The 18,015-nt window shown below is 51.3% G+C and carries 13 protein-coding genes; 8 read left to right on the top strand and 5 right to left on the bottom strand.

The genetic code is table 11. The features are described 5' to 3' along the window. Window positions 1-108: 108 nt before the first annotated feature. Both JSQ97_RS00240 and tpiA read left to right on the top strand, forming a co-directional pair. Window positions 109-1,380 carry a phosphoglycerate kinase gene (locus JSQ97_RS00240; protein ID WP_205074185.1) on the top strand — a complete coding sequence of 424 codons (1,272 nt, stop codon included), beginning with the start codon at window positions 109-111 and terminating at the stop codon, window positions 1,378-1,380. A gap of 363 nt (window positions 1,381-1,743) precedes the next feature. Beyond that, complete coding sequence (gene tpiA, locus JSQ97_RS00235) at window positions 1,744-2,493, top strand: triose-phosphate isomerase (RefSeq protein WP_205074184.1); 750 nt, start codon at window positions 1,744-1,746, stop codon at window positions 2,491-2,493. Between the two features lie 50 nt (window positions 2,494-2,543). On the opposite strand, the gene JSQ97_RS00230 is transcribed toward tpiA, so the two are convergent. The 5 genes from JSQ97_RS00230 to JSQ97_RS00210 all read right to left on the bottom strand — a co-directional run bounded on the left by JSQ97_RS00230 (window position 2,544) and on the right by JSQ97_RS00210 (window position 11,239). After that, a complete protein-coding gene (locus JSQ97_RS00230; RefSeq protein ID WP_205074183.1) occupies window positions 2,544-3,494 on the bottom strand; it encodes an MBL fold metallo-hydrolase in 951 nt (316 codons plus the stop codon). Beyond that, complete coding sequence (locus tag JSQ97_RS00225; RefSeq protein WP_205074182.1) at window positions 3,491-5,944, bottom strand: hypothetical protein; 2,454 nt, start codon at window positions 5,942-5,944, stop codon at window positions 3,491-3,493. The genes JSQ97_RS00230 and JSQ97_RS00225 overlap by 4 nt, the downstream gene beginning before the upstream one ends. 93 nt (window positions 5,945-6,037) lie before the next feature. Further along, window positions 6,038-8,740 carry a transcription elongation factor GreA gene (greA, locus tag JSQ97_RS00220; RefSeq protein ID WP_205074181.1) on the bottom strand — a complete coding sequence of 901 codons (2,703 nt, stop codon included), beginning with the start codon at window positions 8,738-8,740 and terminating at the stop codon, window positions 6,038-6,040. Between the two features lie 101 nt (window positions 8,741-8,841). Further along, on the bottom strand, window positions 8,842-9,774 hold the full coding sequence (locus JSQ97_RS00215; protein ID WP_205074180.1) for a tetratricopeptide repeat protein: 933 nt from the start codon (window positions 9,772-9,774) through the stop codon (window positions 8,842-8,844). Between the two features lie 202 nt (window positions 9,775-9,976). Further along, window positions 9,977-11,239 (bottom strand): branched-chain amino acid aminotransferase, encoded by a 1,263-nt coding sequence (locus JSQ97_RS00210; protein WP_239446788.1) that lies wholly within the window; start codon window positions 11,237-11,239, stop codon window positions 9,977-9,979. Between the two features lie 223 nt (window positions 11,240-11,462). Between JSQ97_RS00210 and JSQ97_RS00205 the strand changes: the two genes are divergently transcribed. The 6 genes from JSQ97_RS00205 to JSQ97_RS00180 all read left to right on the top strand — a co-directional run bounded on the left by JSQ97_RS00205 (window position 11,463) and on the right by JSQ97_RS00180 (window position 18,013). Next, window positions 11,463-12,290 carry an FAD synthetase family protein gene (locus JSQ97_RS00205; RefSeq protein WP_205074179.1) on the top strand — a complete coding sequence of 276 codons (828 nt, stop codon included), beginning with the start codon at window positions 11,463-11,465 and terminating at the stop codon, window positions 12,288-12,290. A 10-nt stretch (window positions 12,291-12,300) separates the two neighbouring features. Continuing rightward, window positions 12,301-12,570: a 30S ribosomal protein S15 gene (gene rpsO, locus JSQ97_RS00200; RefSeq protein ID WP_205074178.1), complete on the top strand. Its 270-nt coding sequence runs from the start codon at window positions 12,301-12,303 to the stop codon at window positions 12,568-12,570. Between the two features lie 577 nt (window positions 12,571-13,147). Further along, window positions 13,148-15,244 (top strand): polyribonucleotide nucleotidyltransferase, encoded by a 2,097-nt coding sequence (pnp, locus tag JSQ97_RS00195; protein ID WP_187383998.1) that lies wholly within the window; start codon window positions 13,148-13,150, stop codon window positions 15,242-15,244. A 17-nt stretch (window positions 15,245-15,261) separates the two neighbouring features. Continuing rightward, window positions 15,262-15,711 carry a dUTP diphosphatase gene (gene dut / locus JSQ97_RS00190; protein ID WP_205074177.1) on the top strand — a complete coding sequence of 150 codons (450 nt, stop codon included), beginning with the start codon at window positions 15,262-15,264 and terminating at the stop codon, window positions 15,709-15,711. Continuing rightward, window positions 15,708-16,946 (top strand): LptF/LptG family permease, encoded by a 1,239-nt coding sequence (locus tag JSQ97_RS00185; RefSeq protein ID WP_205074176.1) that lies wholly within the window; start codon window positions 15,708-15,710, stop codon window positions 16,944-16,946. The genes dut and JSQ97_RS00185 overlap by 4 nt, the downstream gene beginning before the upstream one ends. Continuing rightward, complete coding sequence (locus tag JSQ97_RS00180) at window positions 16,880-18,013, top strand: LptF/LptG family permease (RefSeq protein ID WP_370590013.1); 1,134 nt, start codon at window positions 16,880-16,882, stop codon at window positions 18,011-18,013. The genes JSQ97_RS00185 and JSQ97_RS00180 overlap by 67 nt, the downstream gene beginning before the upstream one ends. Window positions 18,014-18,015: the final 2 nt, after the last annotated feature.

The following is an 18,015-nucleotide window of genomic DNA, read 5'->3' as shown; positions in this document are numbered from 1 at the left end:
CCGCCTGCGACAATTCTCCATGCGTACGATTGAATATTGCGCCGAAAAAACATATAATAAAAAAATCGAATCGCAAAAAAAATTCTAACCATTACAGCAGGGGGCATTATGATTAAAACCGTAAAAGATGTCGATTTGAAAGGCAAGCGCATCGTCATGAGAGTCGATTTCAACGTTCCGATGAAAGACGGCGTCGTTCAGGACGACACGCGCATTATGGCGGCGCTGCCGACGATCAAATACATACTCGAACAAAAGCCGCGGAGTCTCGTTCTCATGAGCCACCTCGGCGATCCTGCAAAAGACGTAAAAAAAGCCGCCGAAAAAGCGGAAAAGGCGGGAAAGCCGTTTACCGAAGAGGACAAAGAAAAATTCATCGCGGGTAAAAACCGCATGGCGCCCGTTGCCGCGTATTTGGAAAAAAAACTCGGTACGCACGTCGCGTTTGCGCCCGATGCGCTCGGTCAAAAAGCCGCCGTCGACGCTCTGCCTGAAGGCGGGGTCATGATGCTCGAAAACGTCCGCTTCCATAAAGAAGAGACGGCAAAGACGGCCGAAGAGCGCGAGGGCATGGCGAAAGAGCTTTCGACTTACGGCGACATTTTCGTCAACGATGCCTTCGGCACTGCGCACCGCGATCAGGCATCGACTGCGACGATCGCAAAGTTTATGAAAACGGAATGCGTCGGCGGTTTTCTCATGGAAAAAGAAGTGAAGTATCTCGATCCGATGCTTCACAATCCTCCGAAACCGATGGTCGCGATCATCGGCGGGGCGAAAGTTTCTTCGAAGATCGCAGTGCTCGAAAGCCTTTTGAAAAACGCATCGACGCTCGTCATCGGCGGCGGTATGTCGTACACGTTTTTGAAAGCGCAGGGACACAGCGTCGGAAAATCGCTTGTCGAGGACGATTTTATCGATACGGCGAAAAAATTGTTAAGCGAAGCGAAAGAAAAAGGCGTAAACATCATTTTGCCGGTCGATCATCGGGGCGCCGAGTCTTTCGACGCGAACGCTTCCGCCGTTGCGATCGACGGTACCGATATTCCCGACAATCTCATGGCGCTCGACGTGGGGCCGAAAACGCTCGAACTCTATAAAAAGGCGATCGGAGAAGCGAAGTCGATCATTTGGAACGGGCCGGTCGGCGTCTTCGAATTCGAAGCGTTTTCGAAAGGAACCGAAGCGGTTGCACGCATGGTCGCAGAAGCGACGTCACGCGGCGCTATGACGGTAGTCGGCGGCGGAGATTCGGTCGCTGCGGTGAACAAATTTCACCTCGCCGATAAGATGAGCCACGTTTCCACGGGCGGCGGGGCGTCGCTCGAATTCCTTGAAGGAAAAACGCTTCCGGGCATCGCGATTTTGGCACAAAAATAATTTATCGATAAACGGCGAATTTGGAATGCCGATTGACAGCTATGCTTTCGGCGAGAACTTCGTTCGCTGCGCTCACTACCGAGTTTGCTCTGCAAACTCGCCGTGTATGCCGCGGTCGAGCTTTTGGAGACAGGCTTCCGTAAGCCTAACGCTCGAAACGGCACGCAGCCGGAACCTCGCCGTAAGCATAATTTGATTTTCTTTCCAAACTCGCCATTCTATCGGTGAGCGGAACGGTTGGAAAAGGGACTGTCTTAAAAGTTTCTTATTTTTTCGACAATCCTGCGAGTTTTGAAAACTCGAAATTGAACCTATTGATAAACGGCGAGTTTGGAAATTATTAATTTTTTTACAGGAGTTTTTATGGCACGGACACATTATATTGCGGGAAACTGGAAGATGAATACGAGCAAAGCCAAAGCGGTCGCGCTCGCAAAGGATTTGGTTCTGCAGCTGAAAGGCAAACCGAACAAGTATATGATCGCTCCGCCTTTCGTCTACCTCGACGCGGTCGCGCAGGTTGTAAAAGGGAGCAATATTATTTTGGGCGCACAGGATGTCGCCTCTACCGGAAACGGCGCGCACACGGGCGAAGTGTCGGCGGAAATGCTCAAAGATATCGGAGTGCAAACGGTGATCATCGGGCATTCGGAGCGGCGGCATGAAATCGGCGAAAGCGATATGCTTATCAACGCGAAAGTGCGCAAAGCGCTCGCATCGGGTCTCGATGTCGTGCTGTGCATCGGAGAGCTGCTTTCCGAACGCGAAGAAGGAAAGGCGGAAAGCGTGTGCGCGTTCCAGCTCGACGCGGGGCTTTCAGGCGTAACGGCCGCCGAAATGGCGCGCGTTACGATCGCATACGAGCCGGTGTGGGCGATCGGTACGGGAAAAACCGCGACGCCCGAAGACGCGCAGGCGATCCACGCGTTTTGCAGAGCTCACATCGAAAAGCTCTACGACAAAAAAGTCGCCGACGAAACGATCATCCAGTACGGCGGTTCGATGAAAGCGGCAAACGCAGCGGAACTGCTTTCTCAAAAGGATATCGACGGCGGGCTCATCGGTGGGGCGGCGCTGAAAGCCGACACTTTCGTTCCGATCTGCGTTTTGTAAAAAGTCTTTGCGTGGGAGCGCTGTCCGGGAATTTCCGTTTTGGACAGCGCCTAAAGCGCTCTCCACAGCATTTTATTGTCAACGATTTCGTACGTTATGCGTCCTTTTTCATACAGGCACGTGAGAAAGGAGCGTAGCGTACAGCCGATGAGTACGTACTGCGTGAGCTTCATGGAAATGCCGTTCGCGTTTGCGACTTCGGTCAATAATTCTTCGGCCGTGTGCGGCTTCTTTTTTAAAATCTTCATAATGCAGCTTATCGTCTGTAAAACGGCGATTTGGTTCATTTCAACAGTTTCATCGATCCTCGTGACCGCTTCCCCGTGACTCGGCACGTACCGGTCAGCACGTACGGAGCGGAGCTTTTCAAGCGTATCCGAAAATGAAAAAATATCGATCATAAACGGGATCGAAAATTTTGCAATCACGCTTCTGCCGAATACGGCGTCTCCCGCAAAGAACGCGGACTTTCCGTCGGGGGTCTTGCACATAACGCCGAGCATTTCAAAATAGTGACCGGGCAGGGCGATAAAGCGTATTTTTTTGCCGTCGGTAAGCTCGACGCACTCTTCATCTCGTATGACGCGTGTCGCTTCGCAGTGCGCGGGAACGTAATAGGGTACGCGCAGTTCGGGAAGCGGAAAGCCGCCCCATGCGATGGAGGACTGTAAAAGCGTGTTTTCGACGCTCCCTTTTTCAAGGTAAGGCATCCATATTTCGCATTTTGTTTTTTCTGTAAAATAGGCGTTGCCGCCGGTATGGTCGGCGTGCGAATGCGTATTTATGATCGCTCGGAGATGCCAGCTCCTAAAATGCGCGTTGAGGATTGCTTCGATGTTGCGCGCGTCTTTTTCGCTTCCGCCCGAATCGATGAGGTAGAGAGCACATCCGCTTTCGTCTTTTACGCGTATGACGCCGACGTTCGTTCCGCCGGGAATTACGTAGACGTCGGAGATGAGTTCCCTTATGGCAGCCGCGCTCATCGCGCACTTCCCTGTCATCTGTCCTCTCCGCTTGCAAAGAGCGGGAGCCGCTTATTTAAAGATTTATTGACTTCGATTTTCGCCTCTTTCCCGTCCCATGTGTATGTGCCCGTCCTGCTCATGATGTATGAGCGGATGCCGGTTTTAATAAAGGCCGATCCGCTTCCGGAAATGGTTCGAAAGACGACGGGCGCGGTAAAGGGGGTTTGCTCTTTTTTTATATCTTCGATGAGCGACGGGAATTCGATAATGACCGACTGAGCGTTCGTTTCATCTGCGTATTCCATGCGTAAAACGGGAAGCGTTGCACTTATCCTTCTGATCGTCGTTTTGTAGCGTTTCTTTTTATATGTGACGGTGCCGTAGGTTACGTCGGGGATATGCAGTGCGTCGAAGTATTCTCCGTACGTGTTTTTGAAAAAAGGATCGACTCTCGCGCCGCCTTTTTCGGCTATTCGCTCTTTGAGCGAAGTACACTCGTCTATGACGTTTTGTGCCGCGGAGATCTTGTACGGGTTCGTATACAGTTCGAACATGGAAATGAATTTGAAATTGTCCGCATTCTGCGCCATAAGCTGTCCGCCGAACGAGGTCAGCGTTTTTATTTTCGGCACGTCTACGCGGTTCAGCATCGTCACGGCAGCGATCGTATCGAAGATATTGTAGCCCCATCTCGAAAGCTCGGATCGCGCGGCGTTTTTGAGATAGGCTTTCATCTGCGTGTCGGCTTCGGCTATGACGCTTTCGTTTTCCCGTATGATACCGTCGAGGAGCGGCACGTCGCTTGCCGTGTACGTCTTTGCCGTGTCGAGCATACGAAGCGATTGCGTTTGTACTCTGTTTGCCGTCAGCTCTTTTTTAAACTCCGACTCTGAAGCTTTTGTCGCACTGAGCGATATCGTGTATTCGTTCGGTTTTTTTCCGAACGTAAACATGAGATAGGGACCCCATGCGGTCGCCGTCGCAGAAAAGAGATCGAGGTTTTTTCCTTGGAACGCGCCGTGAAGGAGCGCATCGAACGTTTCGTTTTGTGCCGAAATATCGGCTTCGGAAAAATGAGGAGTGGCGAAAAAGCTTTTCGGCGTCCCGTCGAATACCGGATTGTAGCGCGTCATATACGTCCACATCGTAACGAGGTAGAGCGGAATCGATTTCGCTTCGTCTCCGCACTGCAGCACGAGCGTACAGGAACCTTCACTTGTGAGCGTCATATCGCTTACGGAACAGGTGATACCGTTTACCGTTTTACCGTTTTTCGCGATTGTGCCGGTATACGAATATTCGTTTTTCTTTTCGGCTTCCGATTTTGCGCCTGAAAGAAAAGCGGAAGGAGAGAGAACGAGGGGAGCCGGCTCGAAGCGCCATTCGGTATCGGTTAAATTTTTATAATAAAAACCGATTTTTCCCGCGGGATCGGTACCCGCAACGCGAAGAACGCGCGCATCGTTTCCTTTGCCGTTTTGAAATATGCAGATATATTTTGAAAGGCGTGCGTTTCCCGAAAGCTTGATGTCGGGCTGTTTACGCCAATCTTCGTTCGGCAGTCCCCAGCGCGTAAAATTGGAACGGTAATCGCTGCCTTTGTATCGCTGCTTTTCGGCGACATAGGTGTATTTGAAAAACATCGGATCGCATCCCATCGTGTCGTAATCGATGAGGCGAGTGTACATCGTGCCGTCGTCTCCGATGAGAAAAAGAGTGGAACCGCTTGCGCTGATGTTTTGCGCGGTAAAGGCGCCGCGCTCGGGGCAGAGGATCGTATCGCTCAAATCGGTCGGAAGCCCGGAATCGGTAAAGCGTATTTCCCGTCCGTTTTCTGTAAGAAAGTAGACGGTCGTAACGCCCATCGTTCCCCAATTGTGTTCGTTGCCGAAACGGTCGGTATACCATTCGATGCTCGATCTCCTCGTACCGGTCGCCCAGCCGCGCTTATGAGAAACGAGATCGTTTTGCACGAGCTGATTCTTTTCAGGCCAGCCGAAGCCGTTCGTCCATACGAATTTTTTATCGACGCGGTTCGACGCGAGCGGACAGACGAACATTTTTTTTTCGTCGTCGAAAGCGAGCAGCATATCGTCGTCGGCTGCGATTTCGACGATTTTTTTCGGCACGTCGAAGCGTTCGCCTCTCTCGATGCGCTTCTTTTTCGGAAAGGGGAGACCCGTCCCTTGAAAGAGCGCCCAATTTTCCGCACCCGCTTTTTTCATCATGATTTTTCCGCCCGAAAGGCAAAATTCATAACCGCGCGAAAAAGTCTGCGTGAGGGTGGCGACAAAGACGTGCTTCGGGAGATTTCCGTTGATATCGTTTTCCGAAAATACCCGTCCGCGCGCATCCTGGGCATTGCCCGATGAACTGCGTTCCGTCATGTGTGCTCCGTGCATTTTTTTATCCTTTCCGTATAAAAAAAGGATCAGCGCCCCCGCGATGGGGATAAGGACGACCGGCAACAGTTTTCGATATTTCATACGCTTACGATAAACGCTTTTTTACGCATCCCCCGACTGCGCAGCGCCTTTCGAATTCTTAAAAAGTTCGCCGCGCCGAAGGACGCAGCTTGTTTACGCTTTCGCCGCTTTTATCTCTTTTACGGTGTAGTCGTAGTTGTGGTCGTTGATCGTAAAGACGACATGCTCGCCGACTTTTTTGTCCATAAGCGCGTTGCCGAACGGCGACATATACGAGATGACGTTGTTGTCGGGATCCGATTCCCACGGTCCGAAAATCGTGTACGTTTCGTCTTCATTCGAATCGTTGTTGTGCAGCGTCGCCGTCGTCGAAAATGAAACGAACGCCGTCGTGATCGTTGTCGGATCGAATACGACCGAACGTCCGATTTCCTCCTGAAGCGTTTTAAGCCGCTCGTTTAAAAAGTGCTGGTGTTCGCGGGCTGCTTTGTATTCCGCATTTTCCTTTAAGTCTCCCTGAGAACGCGCTTCGCCGATCTCTTCCGCGTTTTTCGGAATGTCGACGGTACGGATCTGCTCTTCCTGCGCTTTTTTTTCTTCGAGCTTTTTCGCCGTAACGAGCATGCCGCGCTGTTGGGTCGAAGATTTTTCTTCCGCCGCCTGAAATTTGAAGTCGGGATATTTTTCGAGGATCTTGTTTCGCAGCTGAGCCTTTTTCGCGGGATCGAGATCCGCAATGTCCGCAACGAGCGTATACATACGCTTTACCGTATCTTCGTCGTTTTCGAGCATATAGTCGATAAGCGTGTCGCCTGAGAACAGCAGATCGATCGCGGCCGCATTGATTTTTTTGTTTTCCGTCGTATTGACGTGATTGCTGATTTCACGAAATGTGAGTTCGACGATATTGATCAGTGCGATAAGCTGCTTTTCGTACGGAATGCCGGCGCTTTTAAACCAATCGTCGTCCCTGCATTCGCGGAAGAAAAACAAAACGGCTTGGCGGTTGTCTTTGAAATTGTCGAACGAATCGGATGCAAGGCGCTGCACCATATCCGTCTTCCCCGCGTTGATGAGAGATGTGAGCATGGAGCGGCTGAGCACCGTCGGAAAGAGGCGCACGTACTGTTTGTCCCAGTCGGGAAGGAGTTTTACGTTTTTAATAAAATCTTCGCGGAGCGTCGTGTTTTTCGTATCTTTGAGCGAAAGATACATTTTACGCGGTTCTTCGATTTTATCGTATACATCCTTAAAGGTGAATTTGATTTGATAGGCCGAAGCGGGGACGAGCATGTTGATTTTTTGAATCGTCAAAAAGGAAGCGACGACCTGTTCGTTGATGTGCGAAACCGATTTTAAGAATCCGATAAAATAGGAGAGCATTTCGTTGAACGTTTCGCCGCTTTTATCCGTTTCGTCGTCTTCGATAAAGCGCATGAATATGTCGATCCGCGGGAAGAATTGCTTTTGCGCTTTGAATTCGTTTGCGAGCTTTATGTCTTTGCTTACGTCGTGATCGCGCACCGTATACATATCGATGTCGTTCGTGTCGACGCCGAAATGCGGGTTCGACTCGAGGATCTTCTTTGCCCCGCTGTTCCACGACGTCCACTCGGATGCGGAAAGAACGTCGTCCACGAGTTCGGCTTTGATGCGCTTGAGGTCGCAGCGGTTTCCGAAACTTTGAATGATCGTTTTAAGCGCCCACTCTTTATCGCTCTTTACTTTCTTGGCAAGTTCTTCGTGCTTTTTCGTCGCTTTGAGTACCCAAATGTGATCTTTCGCAAGCGGCTGCAATGCGCTCACGGCCATTTTGAGCGACATGGGCCGCACTCCGTATTTTTTTCCGAAATTGATTTTCAGCGTATCGTCTTCGACCGATCGGATGATGCCGACACCCCACGTGCGGTGGTACACGTAACTTTTCGCATCGAAGGCGATGTGCTTTTCGAAGTCGTTGAGCGCTTCGAATACGTTGCGGAAACTCTGCGCGAGGTTCGACGAACGGATGTAGTCTTCGAGATGCCCCCGTCCTTCGTATTTTCCGCGGTAGCAGTCGACGAGTTCTTTACGCGCCCAGGTATCGTGCTGATCGATTTCGAGGATCTGCTTGAGGATATCGATCGCCGTATCCCATTTTTTATTGTCCTTATACCACGTGTACAATTCCTGCATGAGAACGGCGCTCCGCTCTTCGCTGATCGTCTTTGCGATCTTTCGTTTGGCGAGCATAAAAAAATCGATCTCTTCGGGAATGAGCTGGACGAGGCGAGACCACGTTTCTTTTACCGCGTTCATGTTTTTTGCGGTGATGTAGCGGAGATGCGCCTTTTTGTAGTAATCGATCGCCGTTTCCGTATCGTTTGCCGCTTCGGCGTGTTCGGCGAGCAGCTTCGCCAAATCAGCTTCTTCGAAATCAAGCTTTACGATTTTTTCGTAGAGTTCCCACACTTTATCGCTCGATTCGGCGCGCAGGCAGTCGGCGAGCGTGCGAAGAGCGAATTTGTTGTTCGGATCGTCCGCGAGGATCGTTTCGCAGAGGTAGATGACGATATTCTCTTTATGATTTTTTTGAAAGATGTCGACGAGGTTTTCAAGAGAAGAATTGTCTAGCGCGCCTTTGCCGAGCGACACCATGCCCGACAGGTACAGCGCGATAATGCTGTCTTTCGTGTGTGAGAGGTGCTCGTCACAGATTTGCTGCAGTTCGTCGGCGCATCCGGCTTCCCGCGCTTTTTCAACGATGTCGGCGAGCTCCATGAGATTGTTCTTTGTATAATTGCTGATCGCAGCCCGTGTCCACGTCTCCTCTTTGAGCATGTTTTGAACCTGCGTCACGAGATTTTCATCTGCCATACAAAACTCCTTAATTATTAATTTATAAATAACGCTTGTGCTGTTTTCTCTTCGAACATCCGTTTGTTTTTACCGTTTTCATCGACCGTCCGTTTTGCCCGTCACTTGGTGTACTGCTCGTAAATCGCCGAGTCGAGTATTTTTATCTTCAGCAGAGTATCGTTTACCGGCTTCGAAGTGTCGTCCGATGCGAGGTAGTGGTCGATGAGCCAAAAATACAGATTGATGAGGCGCGGCGTGAGATTCGCCGAATCGCAGGAAGGATCTTTCATCTCCGTTTCGATCGCGTAGATTTCCTGTTTTAATTTGCTGATCTCCTGCAGTTTGAGTTCCCGCCGCACATTAAAGACGCCGTAGAGCACCCCGTATACAGGGATCCACTGCATGAGCGTCGTACCCGTGTAGCCCTTTTCCGCGGTCTTTTCGATCAATACCCGAATCAGCTCGGAGTCGAGAAAGCTCGCGTCGATTTTCACCGGATCGATAAAAAACGCTTCGCGAAAAAGCACTTTTGCGTTCCGCTCGTGTCCGCACAGCGCAAAACAGTCGGCGAGTTCGGCAAGTACCGACGGAAGACCCGGCTGCGCATTGTTCGCGACGGTAAGACATTCCTGCGCGTCTTCGAATTTGCCGAGCTTTTTGCAGCACAGACCCGCTTTACGGTAGATTTCCGCTTTTTGCGCGTTGTCGCGTTCGTCGAACAGCTGCCGATAATTTTCAAGCGCGAGCGAAAAAACGCCGCGATCAATCGCTTCGACTGCGGGCAGATACGGGTTCTCTTTCCGCGAAAGAAAAACGCGAAACCGTTTCCAGTCAGCAAGGAGGTTTTCGCCGCGTTCGAACGCATTTTCCAGTGTGCCCAGCTGCCGTATGTGCGGGATCCAAAAATTGCAGCAGTCGGCGGTAAACACGAGCTCCGCGCAGTCGAATTCGTCTTCAAACAGATTTTCAAGTATTTTTTGCGCTTGTTCGGGATCGGTGCGTTCCATGCAGGCGATGACTTTTTTGAGCCCGGTTTCCGTTTGAATTTTCATAGCTACGGATTTAATTATAACAAAAGGATTTTTTTTAGTCAATTATAGTTTGGGAAGTGAAAATAAACTAATGTTTATACCCGCTTTTGAGAAATCTGTCAAGTAGATATTTTGACAGTAGATATTTTGACGAGTGCAGGAAGCGGAGTTCCGGAAATGTCGAAAAATTCCGGAACAGCTTCTCTTTGCGTATCGAAGGTGATTATGTTACTTCGTATATCCAGCCTTTCGGCGCGAGGATGTGTCCCATCTGTATGCCCGTGAGCGTGTCGTACAGTTTTTTGAGTACGGGTCCCATGCCGTTTTCGCAGGCCGAAAAGCGTATGTCTCTGCCGTGGTCGTATATGCTGCACACGGGGGAGATCACCGCCGCCGTTCCGCACAGGCCGCATTCGGCGAACGATGCAAGCTCGCTCTTGTCGATTTTGCGCTCTTCGACGGGGATGTGCAGAATATTTTCCGCGATGTACACGAGCGAGCGGCGAGTGATCGACGGAAGGATCGTGTCGGATTTCGGCGTGACGATTTTGCCGTCGTACGTGATGAACAGGATATTCGCACCGCCCGTCTCTTCGATAAACGTATGCGTGGCGGGATCGAGGTAGATGTTTTCGGCGAATCCGTTTTTGTGCGCGTCGACGATATTGTGCAGACTCATCGCGTAATTGATACCCGCTTTGATATCGCCCGTTCCGCGGGGAGCTGCGCGGTCGGAATCGGAAATGCGCACGGCGATCGATTTGACGCCGCCTTTAAAATACGGACCGACGGGGGTGACGAAGATGCGGAACTGGTATTCGTCGGCGGGTTTTACGCCGATGACGGGATTCGCACCGAACATATAGGGACGGATGTAAAGCGTCGCGCCGCTTCCGTAGGGCGGCACGTAGAATTTATTCGCTTTAACGACGGCGAGGACCGCTTCGACGAAGCGCTCTTTCGGAAATACGGGCATTTCGAGGCGTTCGCACGAACGCTCCATGCGTTCGGCATTCAAGTTCGGTCGGAACGTAACGATGCGGCCGTCTTCGGTCGTGTACGCTTTGAGACCCTCGAAGCAGGTTTGCGCATACTGCAGGACTCCCGCACATTCGGAAAGGGAAACCGTATCGTCGGAAGTGAGTTTGCCGGCGTTCCATTTACCGTTTTTGAATTCGGCAACGAAGCGCTTATCCGTCTTCATATAGCCGAAGGGGAGATTTGCCCAGTCGATTTTTTTGATCGATTTTTTCGCTGCGACTTTTTTCGCCGGTTTTTGCGCGCTCTTTTTTACCGCTGCGGCTTGTTTTATCGTCTTCGTTTCGGAACGTTTTTTTGACTGCGCCTTTGCCGCCGTCCGTTTTTTTGCTGCGGTTTTTGCTTTAGTCTTCGCCGATTTGTTTGCCGTCCCTTTCGATACCGCAGCCTTTTTCGCACCGGCCTTTGTCGTCTTTGCCGATTTTTTTATCGCTTTTACCGTCGCCATATCAACACTCCAAAATACGCCGCCGCTTTGCCGCCGCGGGAAAATAGTAAAAATTAACATTATTTTAACGCGTACGATCGTTTTTTTCAATACGTATATTTGCAGGGGTTGTCCAAAAATTTCAATTTTTTGGACAGTTTTCTTGATGTGCTTTGCAGTACGTCGTCTGTCCCTGCTTTTTTTCGCGCGACATTTTTTCCGAAATGTGATAGAGTATGCCGTCATGATACGTTTTACGTGGGAAGATATCGAAAGCGCCGTCGCCGGAAAAACCGCGCCTCCCGATGTGTTTGCGCGCGGTACGGCGCTCACGGTCGGAAACTTCGACGGTCCGCATATCGGACACGATTCGCTGTTCACCCGTGTCCGAACCGAAGCGGAAAAAAACGGTCTTACACCCGGGGTCGTCGCGTTTAAGCAATCGCTCGGCGCTTTCAAATCCAAAGGATTTTACGAAGGCGATCTTTCGACGCTCGTACAGCGGCTTTCGGTCATCGAAACCAGGGGCATGGCCTTCGCGATACTGATTGACTTTTCCGATAAATTCGGTAAAATGGAAGGACGCAGTTTTTTATCGATGCTTGTGCGAGGCTGCGGCATGAAATTCATTGCGGAAGGCTGGGATTTCCGCTGCGGCTACCGCGGTGCGTGCGGCATGAACGAAATCCGCGCGTTTTCCCGCGAGAGCGGCGTCGTTTCGGATTTTCCCGATCCGACGCTGTACAAGGGGGAGCGCGTAAGCTCTTCGCTTATCCGCATGCGCGTTTTCGAAGGTGATATCCGTTCGGCCGAAGCCATGCTCGGCAGAAAATACGCGCTCGATTGTTCGGCTTCCGTTTGGAAAAAGGACGGATGCGCGCTTACGGCGGAACGAAGCGCTTTTGCGCAAGTGCTGCCCGAACACGGTACTTACGGCGTTTGCGTCGTCGGAGACGGATGCATGGCGGAAGCCCGCTTTACGGCAGAATCTCATATCCTTCGCCTTGAGAATTTGCAAAAAGACGTACAGCACATAAAGACTGTAGAATTTGTAAGAACGATAAAAGAATAGGAGTATACGAATGGCACTCTCGAAAGAAACGGCATCCGCCGTTATCGCAAAATACGGTGTAAACGAACACGACACCGGCAACACAAAGGTGCAGGTCGCCCTGCTCACCGAACGCATCCAGCAGCTCACTGAGCACGAACGCGCCTTTCCGAAAGACAAAAGCGCAAAGCGCGCGCTGCTGAAAATCGTCGGCGCGAGGAGAAAGCTTTTGAAATATTTCGAGCGTACGAACCTCGAAGCGTACCGCTCTCTTATCAAAGAGCTCGGTATCCGTAAATAGCGCAAGCAAAAAAGCCTGCATGACCGCTTGCTCGAGCGGCGCAGGCTTTTTTTATAGGTCGAATGTCGAGTTTGGAAAGTATCAGCTACTAAAGCTGTGCTTACGGTGAGAACCCGTCCGCTTAGCCGCGGTCGAGCTTTTTAAGACAGGCTTCCGTAAGCCTAACGCTCGAAACGGCACGCAGCCGGAACCTCGCCGTAAGCATAATTTGATTTACTTTCCAAACTCGCCCTTCAGTTGGTGAGCAAAGAGGATGAAAAATTTCGAGTTTCGAAAAACTCGAAATTGAACCTTAAATAGCTTTTGCGATATCGGTCGGCATTCCGGCCGATGCACGTGAACATGAATTTTATTGATTAGTAATTTCGGAAAAGAACGACAAAGAATTGAGAACGGTAAAACGAAACGCTGAAATAGCGCGTCTCGTTTTACTTCGAGTTTTCTTTTGAAAACTCGTGATGTACGTGTGCGCCGCTCGAAACTTCGCGCTTACGCGCTTGTTGCGAGTCCCGCGCACGAATGCGACATCTTCGGAAGTTGACACTTCCTGCAATGCCGCATTTTTAGGAAGGACAAGATGGTACAAAGAGTAACTGCAAGAGTCGGAGACGCCGACTTGATTTTGGAGACGGGAAGGATCGGCAAACAGGCAAACGGCTGCGTATTCGCTCAGTGGGGCGGAGCGGCGGTCATTGCGACGGTGTGCGCATCGCACGATGCGGTTGAGGGTATGGATTATGTTCCGGTCACTGTCGATTACAACGAAAAATTTTACGCTGCAGGAAAAATTCCCGGCGGCTTTGTAAAGCGGGAAGGGCGGCCGAAAGATAAAGAGATCCTCGTCTCGCGCCTTATCGACCGGCCGATGCGGCCGCTGTTCGAAATGGCGTTCGGACGCGAAATTCAAATCGTGCCGACCTGCGTTTCCGCCGACGGCGTTCACACGCAGGATATCATTGCGGTTATCGCGGCAAGCGCTGCGGTGACGATTTCGGACATTCCGTTTCACGGACCCGTTGCCGCCTGCCGTGTCGCATATTTGAACGGCGAATACGTCGTCAATCCGACGTTTGCGCAAATCGAAAAGGCCGATTTGGAAATCGTCGTTGCGGGTACCGCCGAAGGCTTTACGATGGTCGAAGGCGGCGCGAACGAAGCGTCGGAAGACGTGATGCTCGGTGCGCTCGAAAAAGCGCAGGGCTTTATCACGGAGATGTGCCGCCTACAGGAAGAGCTGCAAAAATTGTGCGGCAAAGAAAAGCTTCCGCTCGCGCCTCTTTCGGTGACGCTTGCAAATGCGGAAGCGATCGAAGCCGAAGCGACGCCGCTCATGAAAGAAGCGTGTTTCCGCGACGGCAAAATGGAGCGGAGCGCCGCAGTCAAAGCGGTCAAAAATAAAATCGCCGAAAAATACGCCGAACAGCTTTCGGACGAAGTGCAGAAAAAGCTCTTCGGCGCGCTCATGGACGACATTCAGTATAAGCTGCTGCGCAAAGCGATCCTCGACGAAGGCGTGCGCATAGACGGACGCAAGTGCGACGAAATCCGTCCGATCACGTGCGAAATCAACGTGCTGCCGCGCCCGCACGGTTCGGCACTCTTTACGCGCGGCGAAACGCAGTCGCTCGCGGTGACGACGCTCGGTACGACGCTCGACGAACAGGCTTACGACGATATCGACGGAAACAGAAGCGAACACTTTATCCTGCACTACAATTTCCCGCCGTATTCGGTCGGAGAAGTCGGCAGGCTTATGACCGGCCGCCGCGAAATCGGACACGGAAACCTCGCCCGCCGCTCGCTCGCGCCTATGGTGCCGGGCAGAGACGAATTCCCGTATACGATCCGTGTCGTTTCGGAAATCATGGAATCGAACGGCTCGTCATCACAAGCGTCTACTTGCGGCGGTTGTCTTTCTCTGCTTGCCGCTGGTGTGCCGATGAAAAAGATGGTCGCGGGCGTCGCGATGGGACTCATCACCGACGGACCGAAATACGAAAAGTATAAAATCCTTTCCGATATCCTCGGCGAAGAAGATCACTTGGGCGATATGGATTTTAAAGTCGCGGGAACGAAAGACGGCATCACCGGTTTCCAGATGGACATAAAGATTGCGGGTGTTTCGACCGAAATCATGCGCGAAGCGCTCGCTCAGGCAAAAGCCGGCCGCTTGCATATTTTGTCGATCATGGAAAAGACGATTGATAAGCCGCAGCCGATCAGCCGCTATGCGCCGAAGATCATTTCCATGAAAATCCCCGTCGATAAAATCGGTGCGCTCATCGGACCGGGCGGAAAAAATATCAAAGCGCTCTGTGCCGACTACGACGTTACGATCAACACGGATGACGACGGAACGGTTACGATTTACGGAAAGACGGGGAATGCCGCCGAAGAAGCGAAAAAAGCCGTCAAAGGCATCACCGAAGATCCGGAGCCGGGAACGATCTACAACGGAACCGTCAAGCGCATTATGGACTTCGGCGCCTTCGTCGAAATTCTTCCGGGAAAAGAAGGGCTTTGCCATATTTCAAAGCTTTCGCATTCCCGCGTCGAAAAAGTTACCGATGTGCTTAAAGAAGGCCAGCAGATTCCCGTAAAGCTGCTCGAAGTCGATAAGATGGGACGGCTGAACCTTTCGTACATAGACGCGCTCGACGAACAGGCGAAATAACGAACGAGGAAAGAGCCGTGACAAAACCGGTCGCCGTTGCGTGTACCGCGCTTTCTGGCGCTCTTCTTCCCGAATACAAAACGGAAGGAGCTGCGGGCGCGGATATATCCGCGTTTCTCCCGTATCCCGTAACGATAGAGCGCGGCGCCTTTGCGCTCATTCCGACGGGCTTATGCTTTGCAATCCCCGAAGGCTTTGAAGCGCAAGTGAGGCCGCGTTCGGGGCTTGCGGCGAAGTCCGGCGTTACGGTTTTAAATGCGCCCGGTACGATCGACAGCGACTACCGCGGCGAAGTGAAAGTCATCCTCGTCAATTTCGGAAAAGAACCCTTTGTCGTGCAAAACGGCGACCGTATCGCGCAACTCGTTATTGCACCCGTTACGCAGGCGAATTTCGTCAAAGCGGATTTTCTCGATGAAACCGTACGCGGGGAGGGCGGCTTCGGTTCTACCGGAGTGAACGTATGAAGCGCCGAAGCGCCGATTCGGGCGGCTCGTATTTTTCCGCGTTTCGAAGGTATCTTTCCGTCTTGAAAAATCGTTTTACCGATTGTGCGCAATCCGTTCGGACAAAGCTTTTCGGCGCTTCTCTCCGCCCTCACGTTCTTACCCGCTATCTCGTGCGGGAGCTTTTGCTGTATTTTTCCGTCGCATTTTTATTTTTCTTTACGATTTTTTTCGTCAATCAGATTTTACTCATCGCGGATAATATTTTAAGGCAGGGCGCTCCCGTGTGGGATGTCGTAAAGCTTATGACGTACAGCCTGCCCTTTATCGTCGCGCAGTCTTCCCCCTTTGCCACTCTCGTCGGTTTTCTCATGTGTTTGGGCCGCTTTATGAGCGACAACGAAATTATTATTTTCCGGGCGTCGGGCTTCAGCTATGTCCACATTTTGACCCCTGTGCTCGTTTTGGGACTCGCTATTTCGATCGCGTCCTTTTTCGTAAACGATTATCTTTTGCCGCTCGGCACGATCCGCTATCATCGTCTGCGCCGCACGATTTTGTCGTCGAACCCCGCCGTCGCCCTCGACTCTCATTCGATAAAGAGGCTCAACACCGCGACGCTCGTCACCGGAGATGTGTCCGACACGAAAGTTTCCGACCTCGTCATCATCGATACGGGAAGCGACGGCAAGATGCGCATCATCTCTGCCGGAGAGTCGGAGTTGAAATCGGTGCGCAAAGAGGGCGTACTCATGCAGCTTACGATGACGGATGCTCTCGCGCTTTTTTTTAATACGGGTTCGTTTTCCGATTACGATTTGCTTTTATCCGATAGAGTGGCGTTCAACCTTTTTGAAAGCGCTTTTTTCAGCGACGGCGGAAGAACGAGTCCGAATGAAATGACGTCTTACGATCTGGGAAGGACGCTGCGCGATATGCGCAAAGACGCTTCCGCCGACAAATACACGATCAATAACTATACGCTCGAATATAATAAAAAATTTTCGCAGCCCTTCGGCTCTCTCTTCTTTGCGTTCCTCGCACTGCCGCTTGCGTTTTTGTTCGGCAGGCAAAACGGACAGACGATAGGCATGATCGTCGGGATCGTCATCAGTTTTTTGTATTGGACGATGATGATACTCGGACAATACGCATCGAGCAGAAACGGCTTTAACGGATTTTGGAGCATGTGGATCCCGAATATCGTGACGGGCGCGGCGGGGGCGGCGTTTTATATCGCGCTGAAAAAGCGATGACGCTCGTAAAATATTTATTTAAACGGTTTTTGCCCGTCTTTTTAGGCGCCGTATTTTTTTCGGCGATCGTTTTAAATCTCGTCGACCTTTTGATGAACTTGTGGCGCTATATTCAAAATCAAGTACCGGCTTCCGTCGTGTTTAAAATCATGGCGCTCTATACACCGAAAACGATTTGGTACGCCGTCCCCATGGGTATCCTCTTTGCCTCGTCATATACGCTGAGCGCCCTCTATGCGAATAACGAGCTTACGGCCGTGTTTGCGTCGGGCGTCTCTCTTTTCCGTTTTACGACGCCGCTTTTGCTTTTATCGCTCCTTTTGAGCTTTGCCTTATTTTTTCTCGACGATGCGCTCGCCGTCACTACCTATGCGCAAAAGCAAAAGCTGCAAAGCACCGTTTTGAATCAGGAAAAAACGCTCGACAACGATGCGATAGTCATCCTCGCCGAAGGGGGCAATCTCATCTATAAGGCCGCCGTCTACGACGATGCGCAAAAGCGGCTTTACGATCTGTATTGTATTTTTCGAGGCGACGATAAAAAACTTGAAACCGTCATTCATGCCGATTCCGCGCTGTGGGATGCGGATCGCTGGAGACTGCAAAACGCGGTACAGTTTTCGCTTGCAGGCGGGACGGTTACGCGCAGTGTTCCCGACGCCGCTTTTACTTCCCGCCTTGCAGAACCTTTCGAAACGTTTCGGAACAACGTCGTTTCGGTCGAAGCGGTTACGGTGCGCGAAGCGAAAGAATACATCGAACACTTGATGCGGACGGGGCTGCCGTTCGGAGAAGCTCTTTCGCTGTACTACAAAAAGTTCGCATTCCCGTTTATCGTGTTTATCGTCGTCTTCCTTTCAATCGGTCTTTCCGGGCGATCGAGAAAAAACGTCATGCTCATAAGCCTCGCGCTTTCGATAGGAGCGGCGGTTTTGTTTTACGTTACGCAGATGATCACGATGCTCCTTGCAAAGTTCGGTTATATAACCGCCTTTTCCGGAGCGTGGTTTCCGGTCATCCTGTTCATCATAGCGAGCGCCCTTCTTTTGCGCTTTACGAGGACATAAAA

Origin of the sequence: Treponema sp. Marseille-Q4523, assembly GCF_016901105.1 — a bacterium.
Taxonomy (GTDB): Bacteria; Spirochaetota; Spirochaetia; order Treponematales; family Treponemataceae; genus Treponema_D.
This window is presented reverse-complemented; position numbering and strand designations above follow the sequence as displayed.

Bases quoted from the DNA above. Each gene is read 5' to 3' on its own strand.
- JSQ97_RS00240 (WP_205074185.1), top strand. From the start codon at position 109: ATGATTAAAACCGTAAAAGATGTCGATTTGAAAGGCAAGCGCATCGTC.
- tpiA (WP_205074184.1), top strand. From the start codon at position 1,744: ATGGCACGGACACATTATATTGCGGGAAACTGGAAGATGAATACGAGC.
- JSQ97_RS00230 (WP_205074183.1), bottom strand. From the start codon at position 3,494: ATGACAGGGAAGTGCGCGATGAGCGCGGCTGCCATAAGGGAACTCATC.
- JSQ97_RS00225 (WP_205074182.1), bottom strand. From the start codon at position 5,944: ATGAAATATCGAAAACTGTTGCCGGTCGTCCTTATCCCCATCGCGGGG.
- greA (WP_205074181.1), bottom strand. From the start codon at position 8,740: ATGGCAGATGAAAATCTCGTGACGCAGGTTCAAAACATGCTCAAAGAG.
- JSQ97_RS00215 (WP_205074180.1), bottom strand. From the start codon at position 9,774: ATGAAAATTCAAACGGAAACCGGGCTCAAAAAAGTCATCGCCTGCATG.
- JSQ97_RS00210 (WP_239446788.1), bottom strand. From the start codon at position 11,239: ATGGCGACGGTAAAAGCGATAAAAAAATCGGCAAAGACGACAAAGGCC.
- JSQ97_RS00205 (WP_205074179.1), top strand. From the start codon at position 11,463: ATGATACGTTTTACGTGGGAAGATATCGAAAGCGCCGTCGCCGGAAAA.
- rpsO (WP_205074178.1), top strand. From the start codon at position 12,301: ATGGCACTCTCGAAAGAAACGGCATCCGCCGTTATCGCAAAATACGGT.
- pnp (WP_187383998.1), top strand. From the start codon at position 13,148: ATGGTACAAAGAGTAACTGCAAGAGTCGGAGACGCCGACTTGATTTTG.
- JSQ97_RS00185 (WP_205074176.1), top strand. From the start codon at position 15,708: ATGAAGCGCCGAAGCGCCGATTCGGGCGGCTCGTATTTTTCCGCGTTT.